This window comes from Ewingella allii, assembly GCF_044430645.1.
GTDB classification, from domain to species: domain Bacteria; phylum Pseudomonadota; class Gammaproteobacteria; order Enterobacterales; family Enterobacteriaceae; genus Ewingella; species Ewingella allii.
This window is the reverse complement of sequence record NZ_JAWUDN010000001.1, coordinates 1,262,620-1,278,367: the sequence shown is the minus strand read 5'-3', so window position 1 is coordinate 1,278,367 and position 15,748 is coordinate 1,262,620. Positions and strand designations below refer to the sequence as shown.

Here is a 15,748-nt window from a genome sequence, read left to right as displayed (position 1 = left end):
TGCGGGTTGGTTATTGGAGGTATGATGCGATGAAAGAGATTCTGGTGAGCCAACCTGAGTATGTGCAGAATTTCCGCTGTATTGGTTCTGCATGTGAAGATCACTGTTGTAAGCAATGGAATATCACGCTGGATAAACCCACGTATAATAAGTACCTAAAAAGTGAAATCCCCGGCGTTAAAAATATTGCGGTTGAAAGCATTATCAAGACTAAAAAAAGCCACAGTAATTGGGCGCTGGTTAAGCTCAATGGGGAGGGTAACTGTTCATACTTAGAGTCCGATAATCTATGCAAAATCCATAAAACTATGGGGCCGGAAGCGCTGAGTGATACCTGTTCTGCCTACCCGCGACAATATGTATTATATAAAAAAGAGCGTATTGAGAGCCTCAGCCTCTCTTGCCCGGAAGCAACGCGCAAGGTGCTGCTCAATGACACCGCACTCAATATTAATAATCACTCTGTGGCGCAGACTAATTTCAATGCTAGAGCTGATATAAGCGTTGAAGGTAAAATTATTAATTTATTCTGTGCCAATCTCATGATGACCAACCAGAATAAAGTCGAGCATAATCTCTATGCTATGGCGTGTTTCCTGCTTTACGCGGAGAAACTAACGGGGTCGCTAGATCACAAATTCTCCAGTATGGAGCAGGTTTACACAGCACTCGCTCAGCAATTGTCCAATGGCGAAATTTCGCAATCTATTGCGAAAATCAATGGTGAACCTTTACTAGAACTTGCTCTGTTTAGTGGAATACATGGCGCGATTCAAACGAACCCTCATACACGTGGAAGAGGGACGTTGTACCAATATACTGAGAGACTCAACCAGCATTTTGTAGGCACTTTCACTCAGTTAGCGCTTGAAGAAAATCTGAGCGCACTCAAACAAAGTTGGGACAATATTGTTCTGCCTTGGCTGAAAGAGCGTCCGTATATTCTGCGAAATTACTTCCAGTATCGGCTTTACCATGACCGTTTTGCTATCGATAAATCGGTGCCCATTCTTAAGCAGTTCTACCTGCTGGTGGTGGACTATTTCTACGTAAAATCCTTGTTATCAGCCTATGCTCTTGAGAAGGGGCAAATCGATGAGAAGACGCTTGTCGAGGTCATGTATAGCTACCATTCTTATCGCCAGCATAGTGATACGACTAAAGCGGAATTCATGGCAGGCATCGACAGCGTCAAACGCAATGACGATCTTTCCGTCCTCCAGCTTCTGGTTTAACCCGCATTCGCGGGTTTTTTCGTTTTTCTTCATCACTTATTCACTTTTACTTACTTTTTTACTGTAATCTGCGCGGCGCATTCACTGATATAGTCACTGTGCGTTATTTGTACAGGTGCGCCGACATAATCCAAATAGCCGCGCTTTTCAGTCCTTATTCTGGCGATTGGAAAAAGCGGGCATACGCATAATAGTACAGACCCTCAATTTGCCAGGTTACGACAGTGAGCGATCTGTATACCGCCAGCGGCGTGATAGACAAAAATTCTTTGTGGCAGCGCTATGTTCCTCTAGTGCGCCATGAAGCCCTGCGTTTGCAGGTTAGGCTTCCCGCCAGCGTAGAGCTGGACGACCTGCTGCAAGCGGGGGGCATTGGGTTATTGAATGCGGTTGAACGCTTTGATGCCATGCAGGGCACGGCCTTTACGACCTATGCAGTGCAGCGCATTCGCGGCGCGATGCTCGATGAGCTTCGCAGTCGTGACTGGGTTCCGCGCAGCGTGCGGCGTAATGCGCGTGAAGTGTCTCAGGCTATGCATCATGCCGAGCAACGGCTAGGACGCCCACCGAGCGAAGGCGAAGTGGCACAGGCGTTAGATATTCCCATTGAGGAATACCGCCAGATATTGATGGATACCAATAGCAGCCAGTTGTTCTCTTATGACGAATGGCGCGAAGAACACGGCGATACCGCCGAAGCGTTAATGGAAGGGCACGAAGAGGCCAACCCATTACACCATTTGCTGGAGGGTAATTTACGCCAGCGGGTAATGGACGCCATTGACGCACTGCCAGAACGGGAAAAAATGGTTCTGACACTTTACTACCAGGAAGAGTTGAATTTAAAAGAGATCGGGGCAGTACTGGACGTCGGGGAATCCCGCGTTAGCCAGCTACATAGCCAGGCGATCAAGCGTTTACGCGCTCGCTTGGCAAATGACCATTGATCCGCTTTTTCCTGGCCGGTTTTACATTTGATCATCCTTCACCAGGAATAAGTTTATGCCAGCCGGACTCAAAACGCGGCCGTTAAGCCGTTACTTAAAAGACTTTAAACATAGCCAGACTCAATGTTCACAATGTGGCAAGGAGCTGGATCGCATGGCGTTGGTGTTTCGCGGCCAGATCATCAATAAAGAGGCCATCGCCAAGATGGACCAGCCTATTGATGACGAAGTCTGGAACAACCTGTCGCAAGAACTGACCGCACTTTGCCGCTTTTGCAGCGAAATTAGCTGTAACAGCCATTGGTCTTACTTCGACATCATGGCGTTCAAACAATATCTGTTCGAACAAACCGAGATGAACCACAGCACGGTGCGTGAATACGTTGTCCGATTGCGTCGTTTGGATGAGATTCTGGTTGCCCAGAACTATCCGCATGAGCGCACCAAGGGCGATAGCATTCACGAGCGTATTATCAATGACTTGCCGGTGGCAGCTCATGATAACTACCGTATCGCGCTGCGTAAGTATGACCAGTATTTGGCGTGGCAAAAATCAGCCTAATCGGCAGATTCGTTGCTGACATCATGCGAAATATAAGAAGCAGGCTCCCCCCGGGAGCCTGTTTTTTTTGCCTGACATCTGTCATCGCTTGTATAAATTCGCTATATAATTTATTGATATCAACCTGAACATCTTATCTCGATCTGACTTTATACATCATAACGATAGCGGCTTTCGCAAGCGCTTCAGGGGAACACTGTGCCTGCTCAAATTTCATTGCTTAAAAATCGGCTGGAAGCCTTCTCGCGCGTGGACTTGTTGGGTAGCGTCACGCCGCTCGAAAGACTTAACCGTCTTTCCGACTATTTTGGTCGCCCGATCTACATTAAACGTGACGACGTCACGCCGTTGGCGCTCGGTGGTAACAAACTGAGAAAGCTCGAGTTTCTGGCCGCCGCCGCGTTGGAAGAGGGGGCCGATACCCTGATCACCGCCGGGGCCATTCAATCTAACCACGTGCGCCAAACCGCCGCCGTCGCCGCCAAGCTGGGCTTGAAATGCGTCGCGCTGCTGGAGAACCCGATTGGCACCACGCAGGCTAACTATCTGACTAACGGCAACCGCCTGCTGCTGGACTTGTTTAATGCTGAAGTAGTGATGTGCGACGCGCTGTATGACCCGATGAGCCAGTTAACCGAAGAAGCCGAAAAGCTCGAAGCACAGGGTTTCCGCCCCTATATCGTGCCAGTGGGCGGCTCTAACGCGTTGGGTGCTTTGGGCTATGTGCAGTGCGCGCTGGAGATTGCCGAGCAGAGCGCGTCCAGCTTTGTTGATTTCAGCGCCATCGTCGTGGCATCGGGCAGTGCGGGAACCCATGCCGGGCTTGCCGTTGCATTAAAGCATTTGATGCCGGAAACCCAGCTGATTGGCGTGACGGTGTCACGGAGTGCCGAGGCTCAGCGCCCGAAGGTTGAAGCTATTGCTCGCGATGTCGCCAAAAGATTGCAGTTCGACGAGGCTTTGCCAGAGATCCACCTGTGGGATAGCTATTTCGGCCCGCGCTACGGTGAGCCGAGCGAAGAGGGGTTAGCCGCCATCAAACTCCTCGCTGAGAAGGAAGCCATGCTGCTGGATCCGGTTTATACCGGCAAGGCGATGGCAGGGCTGATTGACGGTCTGGAACGCGGGCTTTTCCCCGGATCCGCCCCGATTCTGTTCATCCATACTGGCGGCGCACCGGCGCTGTTTGCCTATCATCCTCAGGTTTAAAACTGTCCTAACTGGCTGATATTTATTGCAAGCGGGGGCAGCAATGGCATTGATAGGCCTAGCCTTTTGCCGCGCTTATGCTTGCTGGCTCCTACTTATGCATTTCTGCACTAAGATTAGAGGATTATATTCCTGATAATCTTTTCAACCGATGCTAACGTGCGCCACTAACAAAATAATTAATTCATGAGGTGAATATGGGTTTCTCAACACTGCGTCGTCGTTTACTTCTGGGTGCGGTCGCTGTCACGTTGACCAGCGGCATGGTTACAAGCAGCTTCGCGGCTGACGAAGGCCTGCTGGCTAAAGTCAAAGAGCGCGGCTCGTTGATTGTCGGCCTTGAGGGAACTTACCCGCCATTTAGTTTCCAGGGTGAAGACGGCAAACTGACCGGCTTCGAAGTCGAATTCGCACAGTCTCTGGCCCAGCACATGGGGGTTAAAGCCAAGCTGCAACCGACCAAATGGGACGGCATGCTAGCCTCGCTGGAATCTAAGCGTATTGACGTCGTTATCAATCAGGTGACTATCTCTCCTGAGCGCCAGAAAAAATATGACTTCTCCACCCCTTATACCGTTTCGGGTATTCAGGTGCTGACTAAGAAGGGCAACGAAGGCAACTTCGCCACGCCTGACACGCTGAAAGGCAAAAAAGTTGGCGTTGGTTTAGGCAGTAACTACGAGCAGTGGCTGCGCGCTAACGAGCCGGGCGTGGACATCCGTACCTATGATGATGACCCGACTAAATACCAAGACCTGCGCGTAGGCCGCATCGACGCGATTCTGGTTGACCGTCTGGCAGCATTGGATCTGGTGAAGAAAACTGGCGACACCTTAGCGGTTGCGGGTAAACCTTTTGCTCGTCAGGAATCTGGCGTGGCGCTGCGTAAGAACAACCCAGAGCTGCTGGCTGCGATTGATAAAGCCATTGCTGATATGCAGAAAGATGGCTCACTGGCCAAAATCTCCGATAAGTGGTTTGGTGCTGACGTAACTAAGTAATGTCGGCCAACGCTGGGGTTGTCTCTGCGCGAATAAGCGTGATTCAGCCCCAACGCTTTTGAGCTTAGAACTACGCTGAAGATGTAAAAAGACCTAAGGGTTATAGATGCAAGAAAGTATTCAACTGGTGCTGGATTCAGCACCATTTTTATTGAAAGGTACGCTGTTCACGCTGCAACTCAGTTTGGGCGGGATGGTGTTCGGTCTGCTGTTGGGCTTTATCCTCGCGCTGATGCGCCTGTCCAAGTTCTGGCCGCTGTCATGGCTGTCGCGATTCTACGTGTCTATTTTCCGTGGAACGCCGCTGATTGCCCAACTGTTTATGATCTACTACGGCCTGCCGCAGTTCGGCATTGAGCTGGATCCTATTCCTTCCGCGATGATTGGGTTGTCGCTCAATACCGCTGCCTACACCTCCGAAACCCTGCGCGCCGCGATTTCGTCGATTGAAAAGGGCCAGTGGGAAGCCGCCGCCAGCATCGGCATGAGCTCATGGCAGACCATGCGCCGCGTGATCTTGCCGCAGGCCGCCCGCACCGCGTTGCCGCCGCTGGGTAACAGCTTTATCGGACTAGTGAAAGATACATCCCTTGCCGCGACCATTCAGGTGCCAGAGCTGTTCCGCCAGGCGCAGTTGGTAACGTCGCGCACGCTGGAAGTGTTCACCATGTATCTGGCCGCCTCGTTGATTTACTGGGTATTGGCCACCGTATTGTCCTTCCTGCAAAATCGTCTGGAAGACCGCGTTAACCGTCAAGACAGGGAGCAGCCATGAGCACTATTGACGTTAAACAGCTGACCAAGAAATTCAACGGTCAGACGGTACTGCACGGTATCGATTTACAGGTAAATTCTGGTGAAGTGGTCGCCATTATCGGCCCAAGCGGATCGGGTAAAACCACCTTGCTGCGCAGCATTAATCTGTTGGAAGAGCCAAATTCCGGCACCATTAAGGTCGGTAATATTGAGATCGACGGCAGCCGCTCTATCAGTAAGCAGAAAGAGAATGTGCGTAAACTGCGCCAACAGGTGGGTTTTGTATTCCAGAACTTCAACCTGTTCCCGCACCGTTCGGTTCTCGACAATATTATTGAAGGTCCGGTCATCGTGAAGGGTGAGTCGCGCGAGAAAGCCGTCGCCTATGCCCGCCAGTTGCTGGAGAAAGTAGGGCTAAGCGGCAAAGAGGACGCCTATCCGCGCCGTCTCTCCGGCGGCCAGCAGCAGCGCGTAGCCATCGCCCGCGCACTGGCCATGAACCCGGAAGTGATTTTGTTCGATGAACCGACATCCGCGCTCGACCCCGAGCTGGTGGGTGAAGTACTCAACACCATCCGAGCCTTGGCGCAGGAGCACCGCACCATGGTGATCGTCACCCACGAGATGAGCTTCGCCCGCGACGTCGCCGACCGCGCGATTTTCATGGATCAAGGGAAGATCGTCGAGCAAGGCCCCGCCAAAGAGCTTTTCTCGAACCCTCAGCACGCGCGTACAAAACAGTTTCTTGAGAAGTTTTTAACTCGCTAGTTAAAAAGGTTTGGGCGGCTGCCCAAACCCGCAACTGCAACTTCAAAACCGTGGGCGCCGGCCCACACCGGCAAAACCTTGCGTTGCCACGCAAACTGGCCTTTAGGGTCAAAACCGTGCACTGCCGCCACACCGGCCTCAAGGGGCGCCTATCGCCGCGCCCCTTGAGAATCCCCGGCTCTTAACTACGCGCTCCGCTCGCTGGGCGGACGTGTTTCAGTTACTTCAGTTCTCCACCGCAAAATGTCGCCGCTTGGGCGGTGCCTTCGCTTCAGGATTACTCGGCCTCTGGCCTCGCCCTTTGGGTCGTTGCTACGCAACGCTGTCTCGCTTCGCTCGGCTCGAGCCATAGGTCTCGAACCATTCGCTCAGCGCCATTTTTGACTGCGGTTTTGAGACATCTCAACCGTGCCGTTTCAGTGTAGTGCCATTCTGCTCCACCCCCTGGTAAGGGGGAGGCAGGGATGAGGAGTGGTTTAAAACCGCGCTCAATGCAGCAAACCTCACCCCAGCCCTCTCCTTAAAAAGGAGAGGGAGTAAACCCAAAAACACTGAAACGGCAAGGTGTAAATGCCAGTAGGTCACGTTCAGAAGTGACGCGGAGGGAGTGGTTCGAGACCTATGGCTCGAAGCCCGAACTGAGGGAACCGCCTAAGCGGCGGCACTTCGCGACGAACACAATGGCCGCTGGAACACGTCCATTCCAACCCTGCGAAGCCTCGATCTTCCAGCAGCAAAAAAAAGCAGGATTCCAAAGGGTTTCGTTTAAAACCCTTTGGGCCAGTTTGCGTGGCAACGCAAGGTTTTGTTTTTTAAAGCAGGTTGCAGGGCAGCAAGCCCTGCGCTGCCCCTGACTATCAGCCAATAGTCATCAAACTCGCATTACCCCCGGCCGCTGCGGTATTCACACTCAGTGAACGCTCAATCAACAGGCGTTCCAGCAGGATATTATCCTCACCGCGTGCAAAACCTTGGACCGACACTATGGCACCTGCGCGTTTAGCGATGGTCTGGCAAAGTTCGCGCAGCTGATCGGCGTCGCCGTGGTAGATAACCGCGTCGAATTCCGGCGCTTCGGTCTGCCACTCTTTAGCGAAATCAACGCGTTCTTGAACCGCTTTTGGCAGCTGTTTGAACAGGTCGCGCTGTAAAGGGGCATCAGGCCACAGGATGCGACAGCCGGTGGCGGTGACGGCAGAGAGCTGGATCAGCGCGTCTTGCTGATTATCCGCCAGCGCCAGCACGCGCTCACGCGGTAGCAGGGCGTAGGTGTTGCGTTCACCCGTTGGGCCCGGCAGAGTGCGGACGGTGCCGCCCTGAGCCGACAGAGCGAAGCGTTCAGCCAGCGCGGCCAGTGAGTCATCCTTCTGCTCAACGGCCCACTGTTGCAGCGCACGGTGCGGCGCTAGCAGGGCTTCGCGCAGGGAGACATCCAATGGCAGCGACTTATCCTGCACGCTCAGGGTTTGCGCCACGGCTTCTTGTGGACGGCTGCACAGCAGGCGATATAAATACATTGGGCCACCGGCTTTCGGACCAGTGCCGGACAGACCTTCGCCGCCGAACGGCTGCACGCCAACCACGGCGCCAACCATATTGCGGTTCACATACAGGTTGCCGACGTTAGCTTTCGACGTCACGCGGTTAATGGTTTCATCGATACGGGTGTGGATCCCGAGCGTCAGGCCATAACCCGCGGCGTTGATTTGGTCGACCAACTTATCCAAGTCTTGACGGGCATAGCGCACCACGTGCAGCACTGGCCCAAAGATCTCTTTCTTCAGTTCGCCAAAGCTCTCCAGCTCAATCAGAGTTGGCTGGATAAAGGTGCCGCGTGACCACTCTTGCTGATCTTCACCTTGCTGCTGGGCGGCTTGATACACGGCGCGGCCCTTAGCGCGCATGGCGTCAATGTGCTTCTCAATGCCCGCTTTGGCTTCCTGATCAATCACCGGACCGATGTCGGTGGACAGGCGCTCAGGGTTGCCCATGCGGCACTCAGCCATCGCGCCGCGCAGCATTTGCAGGGTGTGCTCGGCCACGTCGTCCTGAATACAGAGCACGCGTAGCGCAGAGCAGCGCTGGCCCGCGCTGTCGAAGGCGGAAGCAACCACGTCGGTGACTACCTGCTCAGTTAAGGCAGAGGAGTCAACAATCATCGCGTTCAGGCCGCCGGTTTCAGCAATCAGCGGAACAGGGCGGCCCTGAGGATCCAGACGCCCGGCGATGCTGCGTTGCAGGATGCCAGCCACGTCGGTGGAGCCGGTAAACAGCACGCCGCGCACGCGTTCGTCATTCACCAGTTGAGCGCCGACGGTTTCGCCTTGACCCGGTAACAGTTGCAGCACCCCTGCCGGAACTCCGGCTTCGTGCAGAATGCGCACGGCCTGAGCGGCGATCAGCGGCGTCTGCTCGGCAGGTTTTGCCAGCACGCTGTTACCCGCGGCGAGGGCGGCGGCAATCTGGCCGCTGAAAATCGCCAGCGGGAAGTTCCACGGGCTGATACACACCACGGTGCCCAGCGGGCGGTGGGTATTGTTATCAAACTGCTCGCGAATTTGACCCGCGTAGTAGTGCAGGAAGTCGACCGCCTCGCGCACTTCGGCAATGGCGTTATTAAAGGTCTTTCCGGCTTCGCGTACCAGCACGCCAAGCAGGCTTTGCAGCTCGCCTTCCATCAATTCTGCGGCACGTTGCAAGATTGCAGCGCGCTCTTCGGGAGGTGTCGCAAACCAGATAGGGCCAGCGGCGGCAGCGGCGTCCAGTGCGCGGCTGACTTCACCCTCGGTGGCTTCGCGAACTTGGCCCACGACGTCAGTCGGTTCAGCAGGGTTAATCACATCCACAAATTGGCCTTCATCTAACTCGGCATCAATCATTGGCTGCGCGGTGATGGGCTGGGCCGCGCCGCTGAGCAAGGCGCTGGACAGGGAGGCCAGACGATGCTCGTTGGACATATCCAAACCGGACGAGTTGACGCGTTTTTCACCATATAAGTGACGCGGTAACGCAATGCGCGGATGGGGCAGGCCAACCTGACCTTCACTGGCAGCCAGAGTCTCTACTGCTTTAACCGGGTCGGCGACCAGCTCGTCTAATGGCAAGGTGGCGTCAGCAATGCGGTTAACGAAGGAGGTGTTCGCCCCGTTTTCCAGCAGGCGGCGCACCAGATAGGCCAACAGAGTTTCGTGAGTACCCACAGGGGCGTAAATACGGCACGGACGGTTGAGTTTTCCATCGGAAATTTTGCCCACCACTTGCTCGTACAGTGGCTCACCCATGCCGTGCAGGCACTGGAATTCATACTGGCCGGGATAGTAGTTGTTGCCCGCCAGTTGGTAAATCGCCGCCAGCGTATGGGCGTTGTGGGTAGCGAACTGCGGGTAAATCAGGTTTGGCACCGCCAGCAGTTTGCGGGCGCAGGCCAGATATGAGACGTCGGTATAGACTTTGCGGGTATAAACCGGATACCCCTCAAGGCCGTCAACCTGCGCGCGTTTGATTTCGCTGTCCCAATAGGCACCTTTAACCAGACGGATCATCAGGCGACGGCGGCTGCGCTGGGCCAGATTGGTCAGGTAATCAATCACCATCGGGCAGCGTTTTTGGTAAGCCTGAATAACGAAGCCGATACCGTTCCAACCTGCCAGCTCTGGCTCGAAGCAGAGTTTTTCCAGCAGGTCGAGGGAGATTTCCAGACGGTCAGCCTCTTCGGCGTCGATATTAATGCCGACATCGTACTGGCGGGCCAAGAGAGTCAGTGACAGCAGGCGCGGGTAGAGTTCGTCCATCACGCGCTCATACTGGGCGCGGCTGTAGCGCGGGTGCAGGGCGGAGAGCTTGATGGAAATGCCCGGGCCTTCATAAATACCGCGACCGTTGGAGGCTTTGCCAATGGCGTGAATCGCCTGCTGGTAAGAGAGCAGGTAAGCCTGCGCGTCTTTTTCGGTCAGGGCCGCTTCGCCCAGCATGTCGTAAGAGTAACGGAAGCCTTTCTCTTCGTGCTTGCGCGCGTTGGCGAGGGCTTCGGCGATGGTTTCGCCGGTGACGAACTGCTCGCCCATCAGGCGCATCGCCATATCCACGCCTTTGCGGATCAGCGGCTCGCCGCTTTTACCGATAATACGGTTCAGCGAGCGGGAGAGATTGGCTTCATTGTGAGTTGCCACCAGTTTACCGGTGAATAACAGACCCCAGGTCGCGGCGTTGACGAACAGCGACGGGCTGCGGCCAAGGTGCGAATGCCAGTTACCGGTGCTGATTTTGTCGCGGATCAGCGCGTCACGGGTCGGTTTATCAGGAATACGCAGCAAAGCTTCGGCCAGACACATCAGCGCCACGCCTTCCTGCGAGGAGAGCGAGAACTCCTGCAACAGGCTCTGTACCATACCGGCACGGCCATTGGCGCTTTTCTGGTTACGCAATTTGCTGGCGAGATCATAGGCCAGTTTGTGCGCGGCCTGGGCCATATCCGCTGGCAGGCGAGCCTGCTCGAGCAGCATGGAGACGGCTTCTGGCTCTGGGCGGCGGTAGGCAGCGGTGATAGCCGAACGGCTAACCGACTGCGGCAAAATCTGCTCGGCAAAATCGAGGAATGGCTGATGGGTTTCCAACAGGCTCAGGGCCGGTTGTTCTTCATGATCGCTCATGCCCGCCGCGTTTAAGGCAGGGATTTCCGGCAGAGCATCGCCATTTTCCAGGCGTTCCAGATAGGAATAAATAGCCTGCTTAATCAACCAGTGCGGCGTGCGATCGATACCCTGCGCGGCCACTTTCAAACGGTCACGCGTCGCTTCGTCCAGCTTCACGCCCATTGTCGTCATTCCCATCTTTCACTCCATAAGTCAGCCTGATAGGGCAATCGTTGATGTTTTCTGAGCAGCAATATCTTCTATGTTGCAACTTTGTGCAACCCTGTTAATTGCATGATGTGCAGCAATGCTAAATCTGGCTCAATTATTAACATTTTTAGCTGTGACGGGGATCGCTAAAGGCTTTGGTTAATGGGAGTTGTGGGCGGTACAACTGCGCGCAATGTAAGGTGCAACCCGCAATCATAATTAATGTGATAGGGGATCTGTTTCATGTGACTGGCATGTTAAAAATCTTGTAATTGCGGTTTATGTCGATAACTATCCTGCCGGATTGGATTTATACGCTGATATTTTTCACTAATAAAACGGCCCACAGAGGCATATCAGCAGACAGGGGTTTTTACAGATTGAAAATTACAAGTGGAGAACTTGCATGACAATGAATACACCTATGGCGGTGACGTTTTGCGTTTATATCTTCGGAATGATTCTGATTGGGCTGATCGCCTATCTGCGCACTAAGAATTTCGATGACTATATTCTCGGCGGCCGCAGTCTGGGCAGCGTGGTGACAGCGTTATCAGCCGGCGCCTCGGACATGAGTGGCTGGCTGCTGATGGGCCTGCCGGGCGCGATTTTTATCTCAGGAATTTCAGAAAGTTGGATTGCCATCGGCTTGACGATCGGGGCCTATCTCAACTGGAAGCTGGTGGCGGGTCGCCTGCGGGTGCACACTGAAGCCAACAACAACGCGCTTACCTTGCCGGACTACTTCACCCACCGTTTTGAAGATTCCAGCAAGTTACTACGCATTATCTCGGCCATCGTGATTTTAGTATTTTTCACTATTTATTGCGCTTCTGGCATCGTGGCCGGTGCGCGCCTGTTTGAAAGCACCTTCGGCATGACTTACGCCAACGCGCTGTGGGCCGGGGCTGCTGCGACTATCATCTACACCTTTATCGGCGGGTTCCTGGCGGTTAGCTGGACCGACACCGTGCAGGCCAGCCTGATGATATTCGCGCTGATCCTCACGCCGATTATCGTCATTCTGGCGGTTGGCGGGATTGATACTTCGATGATGGTGATCAACGCCAAAAACCCTGAATACACGGATATGTTCAAAGGGATGAATCTGGTGGCGATTCTGTCGCTGCTGGGCTGGGGGCTGGGCTACTTTGGGCAGCCGCACATTCTGGCGCGTTTCATGGCCGCTGACTCGCATCGCACTATTCGCAGCGCCCGTCGCATCAGCATGACGTGGATGATCCTATGCCTCGCGGGTACTATCGCGGTCGGTTTCTTCGGCATTGCTTACTTCCACAACAATCCGGCGCAGGCTGGAAACGTAACCGAAAACGGCGAGCGGGTGTTTATCGAACTGGCCAAAATCCTCTTCAACCCGTGGGTGGCAGGTGTGTTGTTGTCGGCGATTCTGGCGGCGGTGATGAGTACCCTGAGCTGCCAACTGCTGGTGTGCTCCAGCGCGATCACGGAGGATTTATACAAAGCCTTCCTGCGTAAAAATGCCAGCCAGTTTGAGTTGGTGTGGATTGGCCGCGTGATGGTGCTGGTGGTGGCGCTGGTGGCGATTGCGCTGGCGGCGAACCCGGATAACCGCGTGCTAGGGCTGGTAAGCTATGCGTGGGCAGGCTTCGGCGCGGCATTTGGTCCAGTTATTCTGATCTCAGTGATGTGGCGTCGCATGACCCGCAACGGCGCGCTGGCCGGTATGGTGGTAGGCGCGGGCACGGTGCTTATCTGGAAACAGTACGCCTGGCTGGACCTGTACGAAATCATTCCGGGCTTTATCTTTGCCTCACTGGCTATCTGGATTGTGAGCCTGATGGGCCGCAAACCTTCAATTGCCGTAGAAAACCGTTTCAACGCCGCAGAGGCAGAGTACAAAACCGTCTGATCACTGCCGTTTTGTATTGAACATGGGTCCTAAGTAATAGGGCGGAGAGGGGAAACCGGCTCCGCCCTTTTTTATCTCAGCCATTTTCTGGCGTTTTCTCTGAAATAATCAGCAATAAAATTTCCTGCTAAAAGCCCTCAGTTGGCGCAAAAAAGCGCGGGTAGCCACTTGTTTTTATTTTTGCAGGAATGATAATCACTATCGTTTTCATTTTTACTTATCTTTACATGCTTTACCTTGAACCTCGGCTGTTCGCCGGTGACAGGAAAGTGGGTAATCTTAGTTCTTCAGCACCGCGGTGCCGGGAGTTTTAGCTATGTTCGTTCCCTTTCTCATCATGTTTCGCGAAGGGCTTGAAGCCGCGCTAATCGTCAGTCTGATTGCCAGTTACCTCAAGCGCACCCAGCGCGGGCAGTGGCTGGGCGTCGTATGGATTGGCGTTTTCATCGCCGCCGCGCTCTGTCTGGCATTGGGCATTTTTATCAACGAAACCACCGGCGAATTCCCGCAGAAGCAGCAAGAGCTGTTTGAAGGCATCGTGGCGGTGATCGCGGTGTGCATTCTGACTTACATGGTGTTCTGGATGCGTAAAGTGTCGCGCTCAATCAAAGTGCATCTGGAAGGGGCTATCGATAACGCGCTGAACTCGGGGCGCGGGCAGGGCTGGGCGCTGGTGGCGATGGTGTTCTTCGCCGTGGCGCGTGAAGGGCTGGAGTCGGTATTCTTTTTGCTTGCCGCGTTCCAGCAGGATGTGGGCATTGCCGCGCCAATCGGGGCCATTCTCGGTCTGACCGCCGCCGTGGTGCTGGGCTTCTTAATTTATTACGGCGGTGTGAAGCTGCACCTCGCCAAATTTTTCAAATGGACCAGCCTGTTTATTCTGTTCGTGGCTGCCGGTCTGGCCGCCGGGGCAATCCGCGCCTTCCACGAAGCCGGTTTGTGGAACAGCATGCAGGACATCGCCTTTGATTTGAGCAACGTGCTGTCGACGCATTCGCTGTTCGGCACCTTGCTGGAAGGCATGTTTGGTTATCAGGAAGCACCGACCGTCAGCGAAGTCTCGGTCTACTTCCTCTACCTGATCCCAGCACTGATTCTGTTCTTCTTGCCGCAGGGGAAACAACCTTTGGTAGCGCCTGCCGCAGGCCAGAAGACCCCGCGCTAAGCGTGACGATTTCTTTAATAACAGTGGTTTAATAATTTTAACAACCGCCTTTAACAGGGCGTCTTTAATAGGGGTGTTACCCGATGTCCAAGTCAAACACGTTGTTCCGCCGTACCGCTTTGCAGGTTGCTCTGCTCTCCTTGCCGCTTTTCGGCATGAGCGCCAATGCGCTGGCGGCGGATATTCCACAAGTCAAAATCACGGTGAACGATAAACAGTGTGACCCAATGTCACTGACCGTGCCTGCCGGTAAAACGCAGTTTGTGGTACACAACGCCAGCCAGAAAGGGCTGGAGTGGGAGATCCTCAAAGGCGTAATGGTGGTGGAAGAGCGTGAGAACATCGCGCCGGGCTTCACCCAGAAGATGACGGCCAATCTGGAGCCGGGCGAATATGACATGACCTGCGGCCTGTTGAGCAACCCGAAAGGCAAGCTGACAGTGACCAGCGAAGGGGCTAGCACCGCCACCAAACCTGATGCTATGGCACTGGTTGGGCCAATCGCGGAATATAAAGTCTATGTGACTCAGCAGGTGGGCGAACTGGTTTCCCACACCAAAGCTTTCACTGACGCGATTAAGAAAGGCGACTTGAAAAAGGCGCAATCTCTCTATGCCTCGACCCGCGTTTATTACGAGCGCATCGAGCCAATCGCCGAACTGTTCTCTGATCTCGACGGCAGTATTGACGCCCGTGAAGATGACTTTGAGAAGAAAGCCGAAGACCCGAAATTCACTGGTTTCCACCGCCTGGAGAAAATCCTGTTTGCGGATAAAACCACCAAAGGTACCGAGCCTTACGCCGATAAGCTCTACACCGACGTACAGGATCTGCAAAAACGCATTACTGACCTGACCTTCCCACCGAACAAAGTGGTTGGCGGCGCGGCCGGTCTGATTGAAGAAGTGGCCTCCAGCAAAATCAGTGGTGAAGAAGACCGTTACAGCCGCACTGATTTGTGGGACTTCCGCGCCAACCTTGATGGTTCGCAGAAAATCGTTAACCTGCTGCGCCCACTGTTGGAAAAAGCCGACAAGCCGCTGCTGGATAAGATTGACGCAAACTTCAAAACCGTCGATGCGCTGTTGGATAAATACAAAACCAAAGATGGCTACGAGAGCTATGAGAAGCTGACCGATGCCGACCGCATAGCGATGAAAGGGCCGATCACCACGCTGGCAGAAGATCTGGCTAAGCTGCGTGGCGTATTGGGCTTAGATTAATTCCCCTGCATACTTCGCGCCGCAGGTGCGTTGGCTGCCCTTAGTTACCCGAATCACTGACTTGAGTCAGCTCATCGGGTTCCTTCGGTTGCCGCCTTCCTGCAACACGAATTATTTTGGGGAAAGGTAGGGCGTTTGAAATATCACAAT

Annotated in this window: 11 protein-coding genes and 1 other RNA gene; 10 read left to right on the top strand and 2 right to left on the bottom strand. The window is 54.2% G+C overall.

Annotation, left to right across the window (positions count from 1 at the left end):
* Nucleotides 1-29 precede the first annotated feature (29 nt).
* The 7 genes from fliB to tcyN all read left to right on the top strand — a co-directional run bounded on the left by fliB (nt 30) and on the right by tcyN (nt 6,478).
* A complete protein-coding gene (fliB, locus tag SBO83_RS06015; RefSeq protein ID WP_396130800.1) occupies nt 30-1,235 on the top strand; it encodes a flagellin lysine-N-methylase in 1,206 nt (401 codons plus the stop codon).
* Nucleotides 1,236-1,459: 224 nt separating this feature from the next.
* A complete protein-coding gene (locus SBO83_RS06010) occupies nt 1,460-2,182 on the top strand; it encodes an RNA polymerase sigma factor FliA (RefSeq protein WP_034790139.1) in 723 nt (240 codons plus the stop codon).
* Between the two features lie 55 nt (nt 2,183-2,237).
* Nucleotides 2,238-2,744 (top strand): flagella biosynthesis regulatory protein FliZ, encoded by a 507-nt coding sequence (gene fliZ / locus SBO83_RS06005; protein ID WP_034790141.1) that lies wholly within the window; start codon nt 2,238-2,240, stop codon nt 2,742-2,744.
* A 198-nt stretch (nt 2,745-2,942) separates the two neighbouring features.
* Nucleotides 2,943-3,953: a D-cysteine desulfhydrase gene (locus SBO83_RS06000; RefSeq protein WP_396130799.1), complete on the top strand. Its 1,011-nt coding sequence runs from the start codon at nt 2,943-2,945 to the stop codon at nt 3,951-3,953.
* Between the two features lie 197 nt (nt 3,954-4,150).
* Nucleotides 4,151-4,954 (top strand): cystine ABC transporter substrate-binding protein, encoded by an 804-nt coding sequence (gene tcyJ / locus SBO83_RS05995; RefSeq protein WP_353501929.1) that lies wholly within the window; start codon nt 4,151-4,153, stop codon nt 4,952-4,954.
* Nucleotides 4,955-5,060: 106 nt separating this feature from the next.
* Complete coding sequence (gene tcyL / locus SBO83_RS05990) at nt 5,061-5,729, top strand: cystine ABC transporter permease (protein WP_353501930.1); 669 nt, start codon at nt 5,061-5,063, stop codon at nt 5,727-5,729.
* Nucleotides 5,726-6,478 (top strand): L-cystine ABC transporter ATP-binding protein TcyN, encoded by a 753-nt coding sequence (tcyN, locus tag SBO83_RS05985; protein ID WP_100938354.1) that lies wholly within the window; start codon nt 5,726-5,728, stop codon nt 6,476-6,478. Before tcyL ends, tcyN begins: the two co-directional genes overlap by 4 nt.
* 275 nt (nt 6,479-6,753) lie before the next feature.
* On the opposite strand, the gene SBO83_RS05980 is transcribed toward tcyN, so the two are convergent.
* A non-coding RNA gene (locus SBO83_RS05980) (RtT sRNA) lies at nt 6,754-6,851 on the bottom strand.
* Between the two features lie 484 nt (nt 6,852-7,335).
* Nucleotides 7,336-11,307, bottom strand: coding sequence for a trifunctional transcriptional regulator/proline dehydrogenase/L-glutamate gamma-semialdehyde dehydrogenase (putA, locus tag SBO83_RS05975; protein ID WP_396130798.1), 3,972 nt, complete (start codon nt 11,305-11,307; stop codon nt 7,336-7,338).
* Between the two features lie 418 nt (nt 11,308-11,725).
* On the opposite strand from putA, the gene putP reads away from it, so the two are divergent.
* The 3 genes from putP (at nt 11,726) to efeO (ending at nt 15,598) form a co-directional block, all read left to right on the top strand.
* The gene (putP, locus tag SBO83_RS05970; protein WP_353501932.1) at nt 11,726-13,210 is read left to right on the top strand and encodes a sodium/proline symporter PutP; all 1,485 of its coding nucleotides are present in this window, start codon (nt 11,726-11,728) and stop codon (nt 13,208-13,210) included.
* A gap of 316 nt (nt 13,211-13,526) precedes the next feature.
* A complete protein-coding gene (gene efeU, locus SBO83_RS05965) occupies nt 13,527-14,375 on the top strand; it encodes an iron uptake transporter permease EfeU (RefSeq protein WP_396130797.1) in 849 nt (282 codons plus the stop codon).
* 83 nt (nt 14,376-14,458) lie between these two features.
* Nucleotides 14,459-15,598: an iron uptake system protein EfeO gene (gene efeO / locus SBO83_RS05960; protein WP_396130796.1), complete on the top strand. Its 1,140-nt coding sequence runs from the start codon at nt 14,459-14,461 to the stop codon at nt 15,596-15,598.
* Nucleotides 15,599-15,748: the final 150 nt, after the last annotated feature.